The 18,149-nt window shown below is 41.5% G+C and carries 16 protein-coding genes; 6 read left to right on the plus strand and 10 right to left on the minus strand.

Translation table 11 applies throughout. The annotated features are described in order from the left end of the window. Positions 1 to 247: 247 nt before the first annotated feature. Positions 248 to 577, minus strand: a complete 330-nt coding sequence (locus C7Y70_RS16895; protein ID WP_099296903.1) for a stress response translation initiation inhibitor YciH — start codon at positions 575 to 577, stop codon at positions 248 to 250. Between the two features lie 143 nt (positions 578 to 720). On the opposite strand from C7Y70_RS16895, the gene C7Y70_RS16900 reads away from it, so the two are divergent. From C7Y70_RS16900 to C7Y70_RS16915, 4 genes are all read left to right on the plus strand, one after another. Beyond that, complete coding sequence (locus C7Y70_RS16900) at positions 721 to 1,026, plus strand: STAS domain-containing protein (RefSeq protein WP_099296902.1); 306 nt, start codon at positions 721 to 723, stop codon at positions 1,024 to 1,026. Continuing rightward, positions 1,026 to 2,672, plus strand: coding sequence for a fused response regulator/phosphatase (locus tag C7Y70_RS16905; protein ID WP_135476029.1), 1,647 nt, complete (start codon positions 1,026 to 1,028; stop codon positions 2,670 to 2,672). Before C7Y70_RS16900 ends, C7Y70_RS16905 begins: the two co-directional genes overlap by 1 nt. Before the next feature lie 68 nt (positions 2,673 to 2,740). Then, positions 2,741 to 3,400, plus strand: a complete 660-nt coding sequence (locus C7Y70_RS16910) for a GAF domain-containing protein (RefSeq protein WP_135476031.1) — start codon at positions 2,741 to 2,743, stop codon at positions 3,398 to 3,400. A gap of 80 nt (positions 3,401 to 3,480) precedes the next feature. After that, positions 3,481 to 4,671: an amino acid aminotransferase gene (locus C7Y70_RS16915; RefSeq protein ID WP_099296899.1), complete on the plus strand. Its 1,191-nt coding sequence runs from the start codon at positions 3,481 to 3,483 to the stop codon at positions 4,669 to 4,671. A gap of 329 nt (positions 4,672 to 5,000) precedes the next feature. On the opposite strand, the gene C7Y70_RS16920 is transcribed toward C7Y70_RS16915, so the two are convergent. The 9 genes from C7Y70_RS16920 to C7Y70_RS16960 form a co-directional block, all read right to left on the minus strand. Continuing rightward, a complete protein-coding gene (locus C7Y70_RS16920; protein ID WP_135476033.1) occupies positions 5,001 to 5,834 on the minus strand; it encodes a Tim44-like domain-containing protein in 834 nt (277 codons plus the stop codon). Positions 5,835 to 6,013: 179 nt separating this feature from the next. Then, on the minus strand, positions 6,014 to 6,793 hold the full coding sequence (locus C7Y70_RS16925) for a DUF3379 family protein (protein WP_099296897.1): 780 nt from the start codon (positions 6,791 to 6,793) through the stop codon (positions 6,014 to 6,016). After that, positions 6,793 to 7,350 carry a sigma-70 family RNA polymerase sigma factor gene (locus C7Y70_RS16930; protein ID WP_099296896.1) on the minus strand — a complete coding sequence of 186 codons (558 nt, stop codon included), beginning with the start codon at positions 7,348 to 7,350 and terminating at the stop codon, positions 6,793 to 6,795. Before C7Y70_RS16930 ends, C7Y70_RS16925 begins: the two co-directional genes overlap by 1 nt. Positions 7,351 to 7,413: 63 nt before the next feature. Next, positions 7,414 to 9,048 (minus strand): BatD family protein, encoded by a 1,635-nt coding sequence (locus C7Y70_RS16935; RefSeq protein ID WP_135476035.1) that lies wholly within the window; start codon positions 9,046 to 9,048, stop codon positions 7,414 to 7,416. After that, complete coding sequence (locus tag C7Y70_RS16940; protein WP_135476037.1) at positions 9,042 to 10,937, minus strand: VWA domain-containing protein; 1,896 nt, start codon at positions 10,935 to 10,937, stop codon at positions 9,042 to 9,044. The genes C7Y70_RS16935 and C7Y70_RS16940 overlap by 7 nt, the downstream gene beginning before the upstream one ends. After that, complete coding sequence (locus C7Y70_RS16945) at positions 10,937 to 11,920, minus strand: VWA domain-containing protein (RefSeq protein WP_135476039.1); 984 nt, start codon at positions 11,918 to 11,920, stop codon at positions 10,937 to 10,939. The genes C7Y70_RS16940 and C7Y70_RS16945 overlap by 1 nt, the downstream gene beginning before the upstream one ends. Next, on the minus strand, positions 11,913 to 12,350 hold the full coding sequence (locus C7Y70_RS16950; protein ID WP_099296892.1) for a DUF4381 domain-containing protein: 438 nt from the start codon (positions 12,348 to 12,350) through the stop codon (positions 11,913 to 11,915). The genes C7Y70_RS16945 and C7Y70_RS16950 overlap by 8 nt, the downstream gene beginning before the upstream one ends. A 1-nt stretch (position 12,351) precedes the next feature. Further along, positions 12,352 to 13,296, minus strand: coding sequence for a DUF58 domain-containing protein (locus tag C7Y70_RS16955; protein WP_135476041.1), 945 nt, complete (start codon positions 13,294 to 13,296; stop codon positions 12,352 to 12,354). 3 nt (positions 13,297 to 13,299) lie between these two features. Continuing rightward, positions 13,300 to 14,256 (minus strand): MoxR family ATPase, encoded by a 957-nt coding sequence (locus tag C7Y70_RS16960; protein ID WP_135476043.1) that lies wholly within the window; start codon positions 14,254 to 14,256, stop codon positions 13,300 to 13,302. Positions 14,257 to 14,542: 286 nt separating this feature from the next. Between C7Y70_RS16960 and fadI the strand changes: the two genes are divergently transcribed. Together fadI and fadJ are read left to right on the plus strand one after the other, a co-directional pair. Next, on the plus strand, positions 14,543 to 15,853 hold the full coding sequence (gene fadI, locus C7Y70_RS16965; protein WP_099296889.1) for an acetyl-CoA C-acyltransferase FadI: 1,311 nt from the start codon (positions 14,543 to 14,545) through the stop codon (positions 15,851 to 15,853). Beyond that, the gene (fadJ, locus tag C7Y70_RS16970) at positions 15,853 to 18,120 is read left to right on the plus strand and encodes a fatty acid oxidation complex subunit alpha FadJ (protein WP_135476045.1); all 2,268 of its coding nucleotides are present in this window, start codon (positions 15,853 to 15,855) and stop codon (positions 18,118 to 18,120) included. The genes fadI and fadJ overlap by 1 nt, the downstream gene beginning before the upstream one ends. The last annotated feature ends 29 nt before the right edge of the window (positions 18,121 to 18,149 follow it).

The raw sequence follows: 18,149 nt of genomic DNA on the forward strand, positions 1-18,149 counted from the left end.
ACTTGCAGCAGGCTGTTTGGTATTAGCAAGTGTTCTATGGTTGTTCTAAATAGTTGATATCGCAAGATTAACATCAAATAAATGCTGTCAGAAGGGTTCTACCTAGACGATTAAGCTGTCCATAGTTTGAACAAGTTTTAATCCGCAAAGGTCAACAAGCCCTCGTTAAAATGAGCGCAATGGCGCTCATAATTTAATAGAGACGGTCTCTTAATTTTATAAAACCTTAATTGAGCGCCTAGAGAGACTAGCCTCCAGCGATTTTCACCTTAAACTTTAAAGCTTCTAAAATGGCTTTTAGCTTTTCACGGTCATCGCCTTGCACTTCGATCACCCCATCTTTCACAGCACCGCCTTGACCCATTTTACTTTTGATAGTTTTCGCTAATTTTTTAAGGTCATGTTGTTCACTATCAAGACCAACTACGAGCATAACACCTTTGCCTTTGCGGCCTTTGGTTTGACGCTCGATGCGTAAAGCACCGTCTTTAAATACCTTAGAGGCAATTTCTTTACTTGCTTTAGGTTGGTTAATACGACCTGTTTCTGTTGAATAAACGAGATTGTTATCACTCATGCTAAACCTGTTATGAAAAAATAGACTTCTGTGGCATGCATGATAACAAATTTCTGCTAACCTGCTTTTATTTTTGGCGTATATGGACGTATGCGTTTATATTAACAATTAGAACGGATTATGTTTTCAATATGGAGTAAACAATGAGTTTAAGTAAAGCACTATCGAGTGACGGAAAAATATTAACAATTCAAATAAAAGGTAAATTCGATTTTAATCTAGTGCAATTGTTTCGCCAAGCCTATGCCGACATTGGCAATAGTACTGATAAAGTGGAAATTGATTTGCGCGAAACAGATTATATGGATAGTTCAGCTTTAGGGATGCTACTGAATATGAAAAAAACACTGGGTAGTTCTGTAGACTCAATCCGTATTAGCAACTGCCAACCACAACTAAAGAAAATATTACAAATATCACGGTTTGATAAGAAGTTTGATATTGACTGATGCGCATCCTCGTTGTTGATGACCAAAAGCTTAATCGGGATTTGCTCAAGATCATGCTTGAGCAACAACATTATGATGTAGTAACAGCCTGCAATGGTATTGAAGCACTTGAAGTGCTTGATAGTGGCCCTGTTGATATCGTGCTTTTAGATGTAATCATGCCAGAAATGGATGGCTATGAAACAGCCCCCAAAATAAAGCAGCGCAGTAAAGACGTTTACCTTCCTATCATTTTTATTACTTCTTTAGATGATAAAGAAAGCTTTGAGCGTTGCTTGGCACTCGGCGGTGATGATTTTATTCATAAACCATTTGATAAAATAATTTTAACAGCAAAAATAAAAGCACACAGTAGAACTCGTAAGCTTAGTCTCGAAGCGCAAAAACAAAATAGATTATTGGAATACCACAACAATCAAACAGAACGTGAACACGACATTGTTGAGCATATATTTAATAATGCACTTGAAAACCAACATGACTTTCCAGATAACATCGACTTTCATTTATCGCCAGCCTCTATGTTTAACGGAGATGTGTTCTTAGTTGCGCAAAGCCCAATCGGTAGCTTGTATTGTATGCTTGGAGATTTTACCGGACACGGGCTCGCGGCTGCAGTGGGAGCTCTGCCAACCTCCAAAGTGTTTTACACTATGGTTAATAAGGGGATGGCGGTCAGTGATATAGCCAATGAGATAAACACACTATTGGTCAAATTGCTGCCAGGTAATATGTTTTGTGCTGCCACAATTATCGAGCTTAGTAGCTCTGGGAAAAGTGTTTCTGCTTGGCTGGGTGGGTTACCTGATGCTTATGTTATAAATCAACACGGTAACGTGCTTAAAACCTTAGAGTCACAACACATGGCGCTGGGTATATTAGAAACGCATGAGTTTGAACGTGAGCTGATTCATTTTGAAGTAGACAGTACGATGAGAGTTGTATTGGCCACTGACGGAATTATTGAAACAACAAATGATAAAGAAGAGTATTTTGGTGAGCACCGCTTTATAGACTTGCTGGCCGAGAAACCGAGCATTTCATGTGATGACATTATTCATCATGTTACTCATTTTGCACAAGGTGAAAAGCAACAAGATGATTTAAGTATTGTGTTGTTTAATTGCCTGCAAATACCTAAACAAAAAGGCGAACAAGAAAGTTATTCACCACTGCCATTTAATATGTCTTTAAGTTTGAATTCGACGCAAATAAAAACCACTGATCCGGTGCTTGAAATCGTCGATGTATTAACTCGAATAAGTGGCTTGAGAGCACATCGTTCGGATATATTTTTGCTTTTGTCTGAGGCCTACAATAATGCGGTTGATCATGGGTTACTCGGCTTAGATTCTGATATAAAAAACCAAGAAGATGGTTTTTTAGAATTTTATCAACAACGCGAAGCAGCCCTAAACAGTTTGCAAGGTGCGATGATCATCGTAGATATGCGTTACTGCCCAACCAGTTTATGCCTTTATTTTACTATTTGTGACTCGGGAAATGGCCATAAGAGTAGTGCTAGTGACGGAATGAGCTTATCAAGAGAGCATGGCCGTGGTATTTCTTTACTAGAGGAAATAGCAGAGCATGTGACTTATAACGCCTCCGGAAACCAAATAGAAATGTGTTATAAACTAACTTAGGTACAAAGCTGGTCTACAAATAAATCACATGTTACTATTTTGCTTTATTTGGATGTTTGGACGGCTAGATGGTTTCTTCTTATTTATCTCATGCACAACTTAATGTGCCTCAACAACTAGTGTCTTTGGAGCTTGCTAAGCTAGAAGATTTTTTGGTTACTAGCCAACCCTCAGCTGTTCGCTGGGAGTATCAAATACCTGAACTTGGTGAAGGAGGAGCATGTAGTTTATTTGGTCACCTTCAGGATGAACCATTTAAACTCACCGATTATTTGGCTGAAGATGCTCAAACGAGGCAAAAGCTGGCTCAGTTACAAAGCGTAGTTGATTATGTTGTTGAGAAAACGGGTGTTGACTGGTTTGGGATATATCAAAACACCCAAACCGAAGTGGGAGTGCAATTACTTAAGCTGGCTTATTTTGGGGCACCCAGCCGACCTCTTTTTCCGTTAACAGAGCAATTTGCTAGTGGTAGTAATAATGTTCAAGTTGCTTTGAGCAGTAAAGGCCGAGTGATCAATAACGTGGAGCAGTATTTAGCGAGCGGCGGAGAATATTACACATGTGATCCTAAAGTGAAATCAGAAGCCTGTTTACCGCTTTTTGATGTGCAAAATAACTGTGTAGGGATTGTAGATGGTGAAGCATTTAAAAATGATTTTTTCACTGATCAAACGCTTGCACTATTAATTGCGTGCTGTATTAAAATTCCTCACTTTTTAGTGTAAATAACACTAGTCATTCTAGTGAGCTTTTATGTTAAGCTAAGTACAACAGCTAACCCCTAAATAACGATAAGAGATAGTCAATGTTCTCAGTACTAAAACCATTACCAACAGATCCTATTCTTGGCCTTATGGCGGCCTATAAGCAAGATACTAACCCAAATAAGATTGACTTAGGGGTTGGTGTTTATAAAGATGAGCAAGGTAACACACCCGTATTAACTGCCGTCAAAAAAGCAGAAGCATTTCGTTTAGAAAACGAGACGAGTAAATCGTACATTGGTCTGGCTGGCAACTTAGATTACTGCCAAAAAATGGAAAGCCTTCTATTAGGCGAGCACCAAGCTTTATTGGCTAATCGCGTACGTACAGCGCAAGCACCAGGTGGAACAGGTGCTTTACGTGTTGCTGCTGAGTTTGTTGCACGTTGTAATCCTGAAGCAACTATTTGGGTTACTAACCCTACCTGGGCTAATCATATTAGTTTATTTGAAGCTGCGGGTTTAACTGTAAAAGAATACCCTTATTACGATTATGAAAACAAAGATTTATTGTTCAATGAAATGATGGACACGCTTAAGCAAGTACCAAAAGGTGATGTTGTCCTTGTGCATGCTTGTTGCCATAACCCAAGTGGTATGGACTTAAACGAAGCACAATGGAAAGCTGTTGCAGAGCTTGCGAAAGAAGTCGGCTTTACGCCACTTGTTGATATCGCTTACCAAGGTTTTGGTGCAAGTCTTGAGCAAGATGCAAATGGCTTACGTATCTTGGCTGATGCAGTGGATGAGTTGATAATTTGTTCTTCATGTTCTAAAAACTTTGGTTTATACCGTGAGCGTATTGGCGCATGTTCAATCATCGCTAAAGATAGCAAATCTGCTGATATATCAAACTCAGTCATGCTGAGTGTTGTACGCAGCATTTACTCAATGCCGCCAGCGCACGGTGCAGATATTGTTAACACTATTTTAGGAAGCACAGAGCTTACTCAAGAATGGCACAGCGAGCTTGATGAAATGCGTAACCGTATTAATGGTCTTCGTACGTTGATCAAAGATAGCTTAGCGGCAAAAGATATTGACCAAGACTTCTCATTTATTGACCGTCAGAATGGTATGTTCTCATTCTTAGGTATTAATAAAGAGCAAATAGAGCGTTTACAAAAAGAGTACGGTATTTACATCGTTGGCTCTAGCCGAGTCAATGTCGCTGGTATAAGCCAAGCAAATATTGACTACTTTGCTAACGCTGTGGCTGACGTTTGTAAGTAATACCATGTAAGTAATACAATAAAAAACCGCACTTCATAGTATGAAGTGCGGTTTTTTTATCTATACCCAAGCGACCTCAAGATGCGAGCGTCGTTGGAATTAAACGCGATTTAGGCAAGGCATTGATTGCAGGTAATAGTGGTTCTATTATTAAAATCAATAACGCAGTATAAATCGCTTTTAAACCAACCCGTAGAGCGTTTCACAAAGACTTAGTCCCATCGTTGTTCCTTCTTCAAAGGGACTGCCATGCTTGCAAAGTAACGCTTTGATATTAAGCCCCTGTGAAATGCTGAATTCTGCCTCTAGATGTTGTTGGGTATACTAAATTATACGTCGATTAAATCTTCAACACCGACGATCAACCAAGGTGAATCATCGCTAGTTGCACGTTCTAAATGCCAGATCTCTAAAATTGCATGCTCTTCTTTATCACCTAAGTCGCGGTACTTACCTTTAAAGCGAACACTTACTTGCCATTTTTGTGCGTCAGTGTCAGCGCGTACGAGCTCTGCATCAATAAACATCACTTCTGTTGCTACGCTCTCAATCGCTTCACGTTCTGCTTTAAATTCTTCAACAAGCTCTGGGCTTAGGTATTCTGCCATTGTGCTAAAGTCAGCATTGTTCCACGCTGTTTGTAGGGTGTGGTAATGGCTACGAGCACCTTGTAGAAAGCCACTAGTGTCAAAGTTAGGTGGAAGGTTAAATGGCACATTGCTTGTTTGACCAAAACCAGTTGAACTGACTTGAGCAGTATCGTTTTGCTTCATTTGTGGGGTATTTTGCCCAGCGTGAGCATAAGCCGGGGTATTTTTACGGCGTATAATACCTATCACTATTTTAAAAATAATAAACCCAATCGCTGCGAGTAACAATATTTCAAATAGTTGCATACCTTCAAAGTCACCGCCCAGCATCGCGGCAATCAAACCGCCCGCTAATAGCCCACCAAAAATACCGGCCATGATCCCTTTTTTGTTTGATTTAGGCTTTGTGGCGGGGGCAATTGTCTTTGTATCAGTTTGTTGTTTTTGTGCTGTTTGTTGAGTTTCTGGTGTTTTACCACGTTTTTTACTACCAAACTTTTTACGCGCTTCTACATCAAAGCTTGTAGTAAATAACAGTGTCAGTAAAGACAAAATAACAATCAGGTTTTTCATGAATATCCTCAAAAAATTTAGAAAGCAGATTCTAAATCAGTTCAATGATTGGATAAATAGGTACAAGTGGAAATGGCATGAAAACTAAACGAACAGGGCGCGTTTGCTGATATTTAACACATTTGTAGAATGAAAAATGTTCTGCTGCCACTTTAAATCAGTGGCAGCAATATTGGTTTTTAATGCAACCAGCGGATGGCACTATTAATACGGCTAGTATATTGGTCAACAGGCGCACCTAAACTAGCAACTAAGATCGTATCAGCGTCAGGGCCGCGATCAATGTGACCTGCAAAACGCTGATCGCTAAAATCATTGTCGCCAATACCGAAAGACTGCGCTTTAGACGGTACAATAAACACGGTCATTGGCCCATAGTCAGATTCGAATACTAAGTGTAAACCACGTTGACCTTTAAAATCGCAAAACATTAAATAAGTCACCTTACCTGGTAGCTCATCTAATTTTCCACCGAGTTCGGCAAATTTTTCGTTTACAGTTTGTAGGCTTATTTCGTTAGTTTTTTCCAGAGAGTTAATCTCATGGTATATGTGTGTCAGTGCATGTTCTCCAGCACCATATGCAACGTTATGCTCGCTACTGGTAAAAAAGAAAGCACCAATAGCGACAAGTAATGATGCCGCCATAGCGAGTGGTGTACCACCAAGTTTAAACCGCGATTGTGCATTGATAACGTTATCTTCAGCGGCTTCATTTACTTGGCTTTCGTTACTAGGCGTATTGTACTCATCGTTAAATTCGGGTGTATTAGCCAAAATACGATCAGCCAACCCTTTAGGCACGGGAATATCCAATGCTTGAGTTAATGAATCATCAAGTTCTTGCATTTGCTCGATGAACTGTTGATGTTCAGGATCTTGTTTTGCATAGTCAGCAATATCCTGCTCCTCATTATGAGGTTGTGCGATTACTCGGCGACGAAACTCGAGATCATCCATTATTTTGATGCCCCTTTAAGTTGTTCATCATTACGGCTAAGTGCCTCTTTCAGTTGGTTTCTAGCACGGAAGAGGCGAGTCATAACCGTGTTTTTATTTAAATCTAATATATTAGCTATTTCTTCCCCTGAGCAGCCCATGACTACTTGAAGAAGTAACGGCTCTTTGTATTCATCAGGTAGTTTAGCTATTTGACGCTGAACGATTGCTTGCTCTACTTCATCATCTAGCGTTACGCTTTTTTCATCGACCAGCGTATCATTTTCTACATCGCTGTAATCAAACTGTTTTCGTTCAAAACGTCGTGCATTTTCACGGCGCAAAATCGTTAATAGCCATGGTTTAGCTGCTTTTTGGTCTAATAATGAATCAAGCGCACGCCAAGCACGTAAAAACGTTTCTTGGACAAGGTCTTCAGCAATATTAGGGTCGCGACATAACCAATAGGCAAAGCGATATAATTCGCTATGATAAACATGAACAAGTTTTTCATAGCGTGCTTTTTTCTCTGTCATATCAACTAAGACCTGACTTTTAGAATTATTATTTCCCGGCATAAGCTCTTTTTTATATTAAGGAGTCTTTAGTTTGCATATTAAATATGCAAACAATTGATTAAATTAATAAAGTCCTTTTAATGCTGTGTGCTGATTTGTCCGTTTATTATTTTTATTTGCCTCTAATACTTTTAATATTTCTGCCAATTCAACAGTGCTTTCAGTTGAACTATAGAGCGCTACTCTTAATTTAGCTACTTGTAGTGTAAGTTGTTGGTCATTAATTTGTTGTGTAAGCACATCTATCGCGTTGTGTGGTTGTTGAGTTACTAGCTTGGCATAACAGTTGAGCTCATGGTGAAATGCAGATAAATCTGCCTTTTTACTCTGTGTTTTTAACCGTGCTAATGAGGCGGCTGAACTATCATCCTCTGTTGTTTTGGTATGTACTTTACCTGATAAAGGTGTGGCTCTGTTGTTCCACCATAAAACAAGCGTAATTAACCACAGTAAGTAACCAATAGCGCATGCAATAATAAGCCATAGTGGGGTGTTATTGATTTTAACAGTCTGAACACGTTCTGCTAGGGGTTGTTCAGCGATCGGTTGTGTTTGCGCAGGAGTAGGTACAGTTGCGTTCAGGCTGCTTGCTGTTACAGTAATTGTGCGTGCAGGTAACGTTGCGTAACTAATACGTTTAATCTTTGTGTTGTACCAAGGGACACTGACTTCAGGCAAAGTATACGTGCCCGGTGTTTGCGGTAACAATGCATATGAAGCGGTTTGTTGGGAAATAACACGGCCATCACGCACAAGGTGATTATTTTCTTTTTCATCCGGGTAGCTACGGATCCCTTGCACCTCGGCCAGCTCAATATCAGGGAGCTGTTCTTTAGTTATCCCCAGAGCGGTAAGTGTTAGAGTACGAGTGATTGGCGTACCAACTTCGACAGTATCGCTATCTGGCTGCCATTGTTCATCTAAATTAACTAATTCACTGGGCAACCATGCACCTTGGTAGTCACTTGGAATAGGCTTAATTTCAACTGTGGTACTGTCACCCATAGCTGAGACTTCTAATTGGCGATAATTTTGACGTATACGGCCTTGGAAAACCGGTGCATCTATCGTGTAGACACCACTTTTCTGTGGTTGTACTAAGTACTCTCGAGTAATCACTAAATAGCGTTTGCCGTCAACCAATTCATATTCTTCTTGCTGTTTACCTATTTGGCTAAGCTGCGCATCTGGCATCGTCGGGGCGGTCAAATTACCATCAAGTAGCTCTTTGGCAAGGTAGAGTTTAACAGTGTAAACCCCAGCTTCTTGCACGAACAAAGAGTCTGATGACATAGATGACTTTATAAAAATATCATTATTTTGTTCTGTTTCTTTACTTCGCTCTGCCACTTTTAATGCGATAGGCTCAGAGCTAATGCCTGCAACATTAAACGACGGGATCGTATAGTCGCCTGCATCTCGGGTCATAAGCTTAACAGACCAATTGGTTTGTTTTGAAATGCTGCCATTAACAATATTTGTGCGTGTACTCACGCTCATTGGGCCGACAACGAAGTCTTTGAGTAAAGCCGAGGTATCAGGCTGATCGTTCTTTATTGTGTCATCAGCAGTGATTGTGAGCATAAAAAATTCACCTGCTAATACAGGGTTTTTGTCAACACTGGCTTGCAGTTGGGTCATAGCCCACAGGGGCATAGCGCTGATAAGCAATAAACAGCAAAATAATCGCATTACCATGATTTTTCGACTCCTTGTGGACGACGTTGATAGTTTCGTTTTTGTGCTTCTAATTGCATTTTGTTACGTAACAAAATAGCAGGATCGTCGGGTACTTTACGCAGCAATTGATTAAGTTGCTGGGCTTTTTCTTTTTCTTCATTTGTGAGCTGAGCGGTTTGTGCTTGCATTGCCTGTTGCTTTGCAGATTCTTCAGCCTGTTTTTGTTGCTCAGGGCTCATTTGTGGCTGAGCTTGCTCACTTGGTTCAGGCTGTTCTTCGTTTGGTGTTTGTTGTGAATCATTTGATTCGCTTTGCTGTGCTTGCTCAGGCTCGGCTTGCATATCAGGTTTGTTTTGCTCATCACTTTGCTGTCCAGAAGGTTCACCGTCTTGTGACTTATCTTGCTGGTCAGATTGCTCGCCTTGTTGTGATTGTGAGTCTTGCTTTGATTGTTCATCTTGTTGTGAACCATCTTGATTTTGCTGATTCTGACCTTGCTCGTTTTGCTGCTCTTGATTTTCGCCTTGTTCACCGTCTTGCGAGTCTTGATTTTGTTGTTGCTTTTGATTTTTCAGCTGCTCCACTAAAGCTTGGTTTTCTTTAGCGTGTGGAAAATCGGGTTTTAGGTTTTGCGCTTGTTTATAAGCGTCAATCGCTTCATCAAGTTGCCCAGCTTTAGCTAAAGCATTGCCATAATTGTAAAATCCATTTGCACTTTTATCTTGGCTAAATGCATCCAATGCGGCATCAAAGTTACCTTGCTGATACAGCGCTGCTCCTTTGAGTTGGTTTGAATTAGCAGCGGCTGCGGCTTGCTCATATTCGCCTTGCTGATAGGCCTCTAATGCGCGTTGGTCTTGGTTTTTAAATAAGCTTGGAAGTTCAACGGCGTATACGGTATCTGTTGGTAGAAAGCTAACTAATGCAAAAACGCCGACAAGTGCGCTTTTTCGGAAGATCCAAACCATCATAGGCAACAACATGATCAATCCGTACATGCCAGCATCAATTCGCCAAAGCGCCTTACCTTGCTTTTCGTCTTTAAGCAATTCTGTATTCGCGCTTGGTGCAAATACGGCGATATCAGTGTTGCTAGGCTGGTAAAGTGCAAAGTGTCCGCCACTGTTGCGTGCTATCGCTGACAATTGTGACACATTGAGTGTAGGCACCACAATTTGGCCATAGTTATCTTTAATAAATCCACCTTCAGGTAATTTGATGGGAGCCCCTTGTTCAGTGCCTACACCGTAAACATTTAACCGATAACGGTTAGAGCTACTAAACTGATTAATGTCAGAGAGCTCATTTTGTTCGACACCATCTGTTATCAAAATAATATCGCCTTCGAGGTAACCTGCTTGAGTTAATAACTCTTTTGCTTGATCAAGGCCTGCCAGCACGTTTGAGCCTTTGTCTGGCATGATGTCGGGGCTTAGGCTCGGGATTAAATTCTCAAGCGTTGTAGCATCATTCGTTAACGGTGAAATTGTAAAGGCAGAGCCTGCATAAGCGACCAGTGCTGTATCACCTTCTTTAAATAATTGGACCATATCAAGAGCTTTAAATCGCGCTTGAACAAGCCTGTTTGGCGCAATGTCGGTGCTGTACATAGATAACGACATATCCATTACAATAACGCGGGCATTCTTACTCTGAAATACAGGCACCTGTTTTTCTTCAAAGCTAGGCCCTGCGCTAAAAATCACACCTAAAACACAAAAAAGTGCAACAAACCACATAGGCTGCCCTGTAGTTTGATTTTTTTTGTTCATAACAAAGTGAGCTAAATGCGGGGCTATTAACTCGCCTTGGCCCGTTTTTTTATGTTTAATTAATGCAACCATAAAGAGTGCAATAACTGGGATTAGTAGCCATAAAACAGTGGGGCGTATAAATTCAAAGTCCATTAGACCTCCTGCCTAAAAGCGCGGCCAGTGATCAGCATAACACGAAGGCTGATAATCAGTAGCGCAACTAATAATGGTAAATAAAAGAGTGAACTTTGGGGTCTAAAAGTTTGTTCATCAGCGCTAATGGGTTCGAGTTTATCGAGCTCTTGGTAAATTTGTTGTAGGCCTGCCACATCTTTAGCACGAAAATATAACCCGCCGGTTTGTTCTGCAATACGCGTAAGTAAACTTTCATCTAAGCTGCTGTCACTGCTTCCCATGTTAAATAAACTAAAGCCACGCGGGTTATCTGAGCCAACACCTATGGTATAGACTTTTATGCCTTCTTCGCGAGCTAAAAGCAAAGCTTCGTCAGGGTCTAAATTACCGGCAGTGTTTTGACCGTCAGTAAGTAGCACAACAATTCGATTACTTTCGTCTTTATTTGCAAAACGCTTGACTGATAAACCGAGTGCATCACCAATGGCGGTGGCACGTCCAACTAAGCCAATTTGCGCCTCTGAAAGCATCTGGCTCACTGTTTTTACATCACGTGTTAAGGGAGTTTGTAAAAAGGCGGTATCGCCAAATAAAATAAGCCCTAGCCGGTCACCTTGGCGCTGCTCTATAAACTCACTTAATACAGCTTTAACCATGGTTAAGCGGTCTACATATTGACCTTGGTAGGCCATATCTTGCTCTTTCATTGAGCCTGACAAATCCACCGCGAGCATAATGTCACGCCCTTCATTTGGCAAAGTGATTGGGTCATCAAGCCATGTTGGGTTTGCAACTGCGCAGACTAAAAGTGCCCAGATTAGCCATTCAGTAAAACTAACACCACGGGCATGCTTTACAGCTCCTTGGCTTGTTAAATTATGTTTCGCAAAACCGGGTATACGTAGCCGAGCTTGCGATTCATCTTTAGCGGGTTGTAAAAACTGTATTAATAAAGGCAGCGGTAGCAAAAGGAACAGCCATGGCCAACTAAACTCAAACATTTAGCGACTCCTTTAGTTTAAACTGTTTTATACCTGCTTTTAATTTCGCGGCTAGTTCAGGCTGTGTATTATTTGCTTGGTATAAACTCATTATTTCTTGTTCACTAAACTGCTGTTCAGTGAGTTTATTTAATGTCTTACACCAGTTTTTGGTTGATGAACTTGCATGTTCAGCACTGTAATAATGTAAGACAAGGCGTTTGATCAGTATATGTAACGCCGCGCAGTCGTTTGACACAGTATCACTGCGTGTAATAGCGTAACGTTTTGCTTTTTTAAACTGGCTGTTACGGTATAGCTTTATGACTAATAAAGTAGCGGCCACTACTGTAACTGCGATAATAACCCACCAAATAGGGGCGAGTGGCCACCAAGCCACTTGGTCTGGCACAATGACATCGTTAAGGCCATCTAAAGGAGATGCTTGCATATTACTTTCTCACTAATTGCAGCTCGAGTGGGGAGGCTGCATCAAATGATATTAAATTTAAGCCTGACTTCGTCAGTCTATCCATTCGAGTTGTAAAGGCCAGCTCAGCTGTTTTTGCAAAGCTGTCGCGAAAGCCCTTGTCCATTAATGGCAGCGCAAATTCGTTACCATTGGCACTTACTGTTACTGTTTGTTTAAATGCTGGAAGCTGATGTTCAAATGGATCGCTAATGTGGCAGCCGATCAGCTCACAGTGGCGACTCAATATTTCAAGTTGCTTAAAGCTGGCATCATCTAATGCACTAAAATCTGAGATTAAATAAACAAGGCTGCCGGGTTTGGCTAAATGGTTAAGGCGTTTTAAATTATCGCTAAAGTTATTTTTTGCTGGTTGATCAATTTGTGTAAGCGCTTGTTGGTGGCTATCACATAGATTATGGCACAGCTTTAACACCGCTTTTTCTCTGGCGCTGGGTTTTAGCTCTAAATGACCGTGTTGATTAAATACAACACCACCAATTCTGTCACCGCGTTGGCAGGCTGACCATGCAACTAATGCACTAATGTGCGCGGCTTGAATTGACTTTAATAATAACTTTGAGCCAAATAGCATGGAGTTAGAAAAATCGGTAAAAACAAAAACAGGGCGTTCTTTTTCTTCCTGAAACAGCTTAGTGTGGGTTTCGCCTGTGCGTGCAGTAACGCGCCAGTCAATTGAGCGAATATCATCACCTTGTTGGTAATGGCGTACTTCGGCAAATTCCATACCGCGGCCTTTATGCGGTGCAAGGTATTGCCCCGCTAAGCTGTTTTTGATTTTTACTTTCGGTGTAAGCTCTAACAGCCGCGCCTTCGCTTTGTAATACATTAGCTCTTTTAACGCTAAATTTACGCCATGGCTATGGCTGGTTTTGAGCCAGCTTTGATTATCTAATTCGCTTTGCATAATTTAGGGTACAGCAACAAGTTCTAAAATACGGCTGATCACCTGATCTTTTGTTACGCCATCTGCTTGGGCTTCATAACTTAAAATAATACGGTGACGTAATACATTGTGCAGCACAGCTTGAATATCATCAGGTGCTACAAAGTCACGGCCATTTAGCCAAGCGTGTGCGCGTGCACATTTATCAAGTGCGATTGTGGCACGTGGACTTGCGCCATATTCAATCCAGCGGCCTAGTTGTTCATCTAGCTCACCACCTTCACGGGTAGCAATAATAAGCTGCACTAAATATTGCTCAAGGGGCTCGGCAAGGTATAACCCTAAAATTTCTTTACGTGCGGCAAATAAATCAGCTTGGCTTATTTGTTGTGCTGGCGCTTGATGTTCACTTAATGCTTCACCACGGGTAAGTCGTAAAATATCACGTTCATGTTCGGCACCTGGGTAGTTAATGCTCAAGTGCAATAAAAAGCGGTCAAGTTGGGCTTCAGGTAGTGGGTAAGTGCCTTCTTGCTCAAGCGGATTTTGCGTGGCCATTACCATAAATAAATCTGACAGTGGGTAGGTATTTTTGCCTACAGTAACTTGGCGCTCGGCCATGGCTTCTAGCAATGCTGATTGTACTTTTGCAGGGGCGCGGTTTATTTCATCGGCTAATATTAGGTTATGGAACAACGGCCCTTTCTCAAACACAAACTCACTGGTTTGTTGACGATAAATATCAGTACCGGTGACATCGGCTGGCAATAAATCTGGCGTGAATTGTACGCGTTGAAATGAGCCTTCTACACCTTTTGCTAATGCATTAACTGCGCGCGTTTTTGCAAGCCCTGGCGGGCCTTCTACTAATAGATGACCATCGGCTAAGATGGCAATCAGCAATGCTTGAGTTAATTCTGGCTGACCAATAATTTGGCTGTCTAAGTAAGTTTTTAGTTGTGAAAAAGCGTTAGCGGCCATAATAAAAAGAGTATCCTCGTTAGCACGGGTTTAAAAAAGCTTAATAAGTAATATGGGCTAGGATGCCATAACCCAAGTGTTAGACTATCATTTTCAAAATAGTTCGTTATTTTTTAACGATTTTTACCCTAACATATAAATAAAGGATAATTTTGTAAACAGGTTAAAAAAAGCCTATGGTTGGTAACTAATTATACTATTTTCAAATTCTCTATTGGCTTTAGTACACGGGTTGTTTAGAATCGAGGAAAACAAACAGGTCAGACCTGTCAGCGGGAGAGCATAAATGTCTGAGCAAAACATACTTAAAACAGCAAAGGGCGACCGTATCGCCATCGTTAGTGGCTTACGTACACCGTTTGCAAAACAAGCAACTGCATTTCACCACGTTCCAGCTTTGGACATGGGTAAGCTAGTAGTTAATGAAATGCTAGAGCGATTGAATTTTGACAAGTCAGAAATTGACCAACTGGTATTTGGCCAAGTAGTACAAATGCCTGAAGCGCCAAATATTGCCCGCGAAATTGTGTTAGGCACTGGTATGCCGGTATCAGTTGATGCTTATTCAGTGTCACGTGCATGTGCGACTAGTTTTCAGGCCATTGCGAATGTTGCTGAGTCAATTATGGCAGGCTCTGTCCAAGTAGGTGTTGCCGGAGGTGCGGATTCTTCATCAGTGTTACCTATTGGTGTAAGCAAAAAACTAGCTGGTAGCTTAGTTGATTTAAACAAAGCACGTACTTTTAGCCAGCGTTTAAAAATATTCTCAAAACTGCGTTTGAAAGATTTAATGCCAGTACCGCCAGCTGTGGCCGAGTATTCAACCGGTTTATCGATGGGCCAAACAGCTGAGCAAATGGCTAAAACCCATAATATTAGCCGTGCTGATCAAGATGCATTAGCGCACCGTTCGCACTCGCTTGCCAGCCAATCATGGGCAGATGGCAAATTAGCTGAAGAAGTAATGACAGCGCATTTGCCACCGTATAAGAGCTTTATCGAGCAAGATAACAATATTCGCCATAACTCAACCGTTGAAGGTTATGCTAAATTAAAGCCTGCCTTTGACCGTCAACATGGTTCAGTAACCGCAGCAAACTCTACGCCATTAACCGATGGTGCAGCAGCGGTACTGATGATGAGCGAAAGTAAAGCAAAAGCGTTAGGCTACAATATTTTAGGGTATGTACGTAGCTTTGCTTTTTCAGCTATTGGTGTGCATGAAGATATGCTAATGGGGCCGGCTCATTCAACACCTATCGCGCTTGATAGAGCAGGAATCACACTTGCTGACCTTGATCTAATTGAAATGCATGAAGCATTTGCAGCGCAAACATTGGCTAATATGAAAATGTTTGCTTCAGATAAGTTTGCCCAAGAAAAACTTGGTCGTAGTAAAGCCATTGGTGAAATTAACATGGATAAGTTTAACGTGATGGGCGGATCGCTTGCATATGGACACCCATTTGCAGCAACTGGCGCACGACTTATCACTCAAAGCTTACACGAACTTAACCGCCGTGGCGGTGGTTTAGCCCTGACTACTGCTTGTGCGGCGGGTGGTTTAGGTGCAGCCTTTGTATTGGAGAGTGCGTAATGACAGATTCAGTATTTAGTTTAGAAATTGAAGACGGCTTGGCCGTTGTTACTATTGACGTGCCGGGTGAGAAAATGAACACCCTGCGCGATACCTTTGCCGACGATCTAAAAGCGCTGCTTGATGATGCGAAACAACAAGCTGTAAAAGGTATGGTATTTATCAGCGGTAAAAGCGATAACTTTATCGCCGGTGCTGATGTGAAAATGCTCGATAACGTTGAAAAACGTGAAGATGCATTGGCTATCAGTGAGCTATGCCATCGCGCGTTTTTTGATATGAAAAAACTACCCTTTCCAACAGTAAGCGCAATACATGGTACAGCACTCGGTGGTGGTTTAGAATTTGCGTTAGCGTGCGATTATCGTGTGTGTTCAAACAGCGATATTACTAAATTAGGTTTGCCGGAAGTGCAGCTTGGTTTATTACCTGGTGGCGGTGGCACACAACGTTTACCAAAATTAGTTGGTCTTCAAAAAGCCCTTGAGTGGATGCTAACAGGTAAGCAGGTTCGTGCTAAACAAGCTAAAAAAGCGGGTTTAGTTGATGACTGCGTACCGCAGACAGTTTTACTTCGTGTGGCGAAAGAGTTTGCTTTAAAAGGCAAAGCAAAAGCGCCAAAACCAAAGCTTGATCGTATTAGCCAATTGCTTGAGTCAAACCCGTTTGGCCGCAATATCATCTTTAAAAAAGCCCAAGAAAACGTACTGAAGAAAACCGGTGGCCATTACCCTGCACCGTTGGCAATCATCAAAGCGGTGCGTGCAAGTGTTGAGCTTGATGAATTAAAAGCCTACAAAACAGAAGCCGAAGGTTTTGCAACCTTAGTAATGAGTGATGAATCAAAATCACTGCGTGGGATCTTTTTTGCGACCACTGAAATGAAAAAAGAGTGGCGCAACGATGATGCCCCAGCGATTGAAAAAGCCGCCGTGTTAGGCGGTGGTTTAATGGGCGCAGGTATTACCCATGTAAGTGCTGTTAAAGCGGGCGTGCCAGTACGTATTAAAGATGTAGCAGAGCAGGGCATTAGTAATGCTATGAACTACAGCTACAAGATTTTAGATAAAAAGCAAAAACGCCGTATTTTGTCTAAAGCTGACTTACAGCAAACCATGAGTAAAATAACTGGTACGACTAATTACAGTGGTTTTAAGCACATTGATATTGTTATTGAAGCGGTATTTGAAGATTTAAGCCTTAAACAAGGCATGGTCGCTGATATTGAGCGTGAGTGCCAAGACAACACTATTTTTGCAAGTAACACATCGTCGTTACCTATTTCGCAAATAGCGGCAGAGGCCACGCGCCCTGAAAATGTGATTGGCTTACATTATTTCTCACCAGTTGAAAAAATGCCACTGGTTGAAATTATTCCGCATGAAGGTACGTCAGAAGAAACCATTGCTCGCGTGGTGAACTTTGCCCGTAAACAGGGTAAAACACCGATTGTTGTTAAAGACATGGCAGGGTTTTATGTAAACCGTATTTTAGCGCCTTATGTAAACGAAGCTGCTAATTTACTGCTAGCGGGTGAGCCAATTGATAAAATTGATGCAGCACTTGTTGAGTTTGGTTTCCCTGTTGGACCATTGGCGCTACTGGATGAAGTAGGTATCGACATTGGCTCTAAAATAGCCCCAATTCTTGAAAAAGAACTGGGTGAGCGTTTTAAAGCCCCTGATGCATTTAGCCGCTTAATTGATGCAAAACGTTTAGGTCGTAAAACCGGTCGTGGTTTTTATATCTACGATAAAAAAGCCAAAAAAGTGGAGGAGTCCATCTACGAGTTACTAGGTGTCAGCCCATCGCCGCGCTTAAATAAAAGCGAAATTGCTAAGCGTTGTGTAGCACAAATGCTTAACGAAGCCGTGCGTTGTTTAGATGATGGCATTATTGCAAGCCCACGTGATGGCGACATTGGTGCGATATTTGGCATTGGCTTTCCACCATTCTTAGGCGGTCCATTTAGTTACATGGATAAACTGGGCGCGAGTAAAGTAAGCTCAGAAATGGCGACGTTTGCTAACTACAACCCTGTATTTACACCATGTGATACATTGGTTGATATGGCAGATAAAGGCGCGAGTTTTTATCAGATTAAACCTGCCACTCCAGTAAATGAAGAGCAAAACGTAACGGCGGATTCTTCAGCAGAAGAAGTAGTTACTGAAGAGGTGGTTGTTGAAGAAGTTGAAACGGTGGAAACACCTAAGACTGAAGAGATAGAAACAGACGAAAAACCAAAAGACGAAAAAACGTCTTAGGGTTATATACCTAAACAAAAAACGCACCT

Origin of the sequence: Pseudoalteromonas sp. KS88 (assembly GCF_004766475.1) — a bacterium.
Taxonomy (GTDB): domain Bacteria; phylum Pseudomonadota; class Gammaproteobacteria; order Enterobacterales; family Alteromonadaceae; genus Pseudoalteromonas.

Excerpts from the sequence above, each read along its gene's own strand:
- C7Y70_RS16915 (WP_099296899.1), top strand. The coding sequence starts at position 3,481 with ATGTTCTCAGTACTAAAACCATTACCAACAGATCCTATTCTTGGCCTT.
- C7Y70_RS16930 (WP_099296896.1), bottom strand. The coding sequence starts at position 7,350 with ATGCCGGGAAATAATAATTCTAAAAGTCAGGTCTTAGTTGATATGACA.
- C7Y70_RS16950 (WP_099296892.1), bottom strand. The coding sequence starts at position 12,350 with ATGCAAGCATCTCCTTTAGATGGCCTTAACGATGTCATTGTGCCAGAC.
- C7Y70_RS16905 (WP_135476029.1), top strand. The coding sequence starts at position 1,026 with ATGCGCATCCTCGTTGTTGATGACCAAAAGCTTAATCGGGATTTGCTC.
- C7Y70_RS16900 (WP_099296902.1), top strand. The coding sequence starts at position 721 with ATGAGTTTAAGTAAAGCACTATCGAGTGACGGAAAAATATTAACAATT.
- fadJ (WP_135476045.1), top strand. The coding sequence starts at position 15,853 with ATGACAGATTCAGTATTTAGTTTAGAAATTGAAGACGGCTTGGCCGTT.
- C7Y70_RS16895 (WP_099296903.1), bottom strand. The coding sequence starts at position 577 with ATGAGTGATAACAATCTCGTTTATTCAACAGAAACAGGTCGTATTAAC.
- C7Y70_RS16910 (WP_135476031.1), top strand. The coding sequence starts at position 2,741 with ATGGTTTCTTCTTATTTATCTCATGCACAACTTAATGTGCCTCAACAA.
- C7Y70_RS16935 (WP_135476035.1), bottom strand. The coding sequence starts at position 9,048 with ATGGTAATGCGATTATTTTGCTGTTTATTGCTTATCAGCGCTATGCCC.
- C7Y70_RS16945 (WP_135476039.1), bottom strand. The coding sequence starts at position 11,920 with ATGTTTGAGTTTAGTTGGCCATGGCTGTTCCTTTTGCTACCGCTGCCT.
- C7Y70_RS16940 (WP_135476037.1), bottom strand. The coding sequence starts at position 10,937 with ATGGACTTTGAATTTATACGCCCCACTGTTTTATGGCTACTAATCCCA.
- C7Y70_RS16925 (WP_099296897.1), bottom strand. The coding sequence starts at position 6,793 with ATGGATGATCTCGAGTTTCGTCGCCGAGTAATCGCACAACCTCATAAT.
- fadI (WP_099296889.1), top strand. The coding sequence starts at position 14,543 with ATGTCTGAGCAAAACATACTTAAAACAGCAAAGGGCGACCGTATCGCC.
- C7Y70_RS16920 (WP_135476033.1), bottom strand. The coding sequence starts at position 5,834 with ATGAAAAACCTGATTGTTATTTTGTCTTTACTGACACTGTTATTTACT.
- C7Y70_RS16955 (WP_135476041.1), bottom strand. The coding sequence starts at position 13,296 with ATGCAAAGCGAATTAGATAATCAAAGCTGGCTCAAAACCAGCCATAGC.
- C7Y70_RS16960 (WP_135476043.1), bottom strand. The coding sequence starts at position 14,256 with ATGGCCGCTAACGCTTTTTCACAACTAAAAACTTACTTAGACAGCCAA.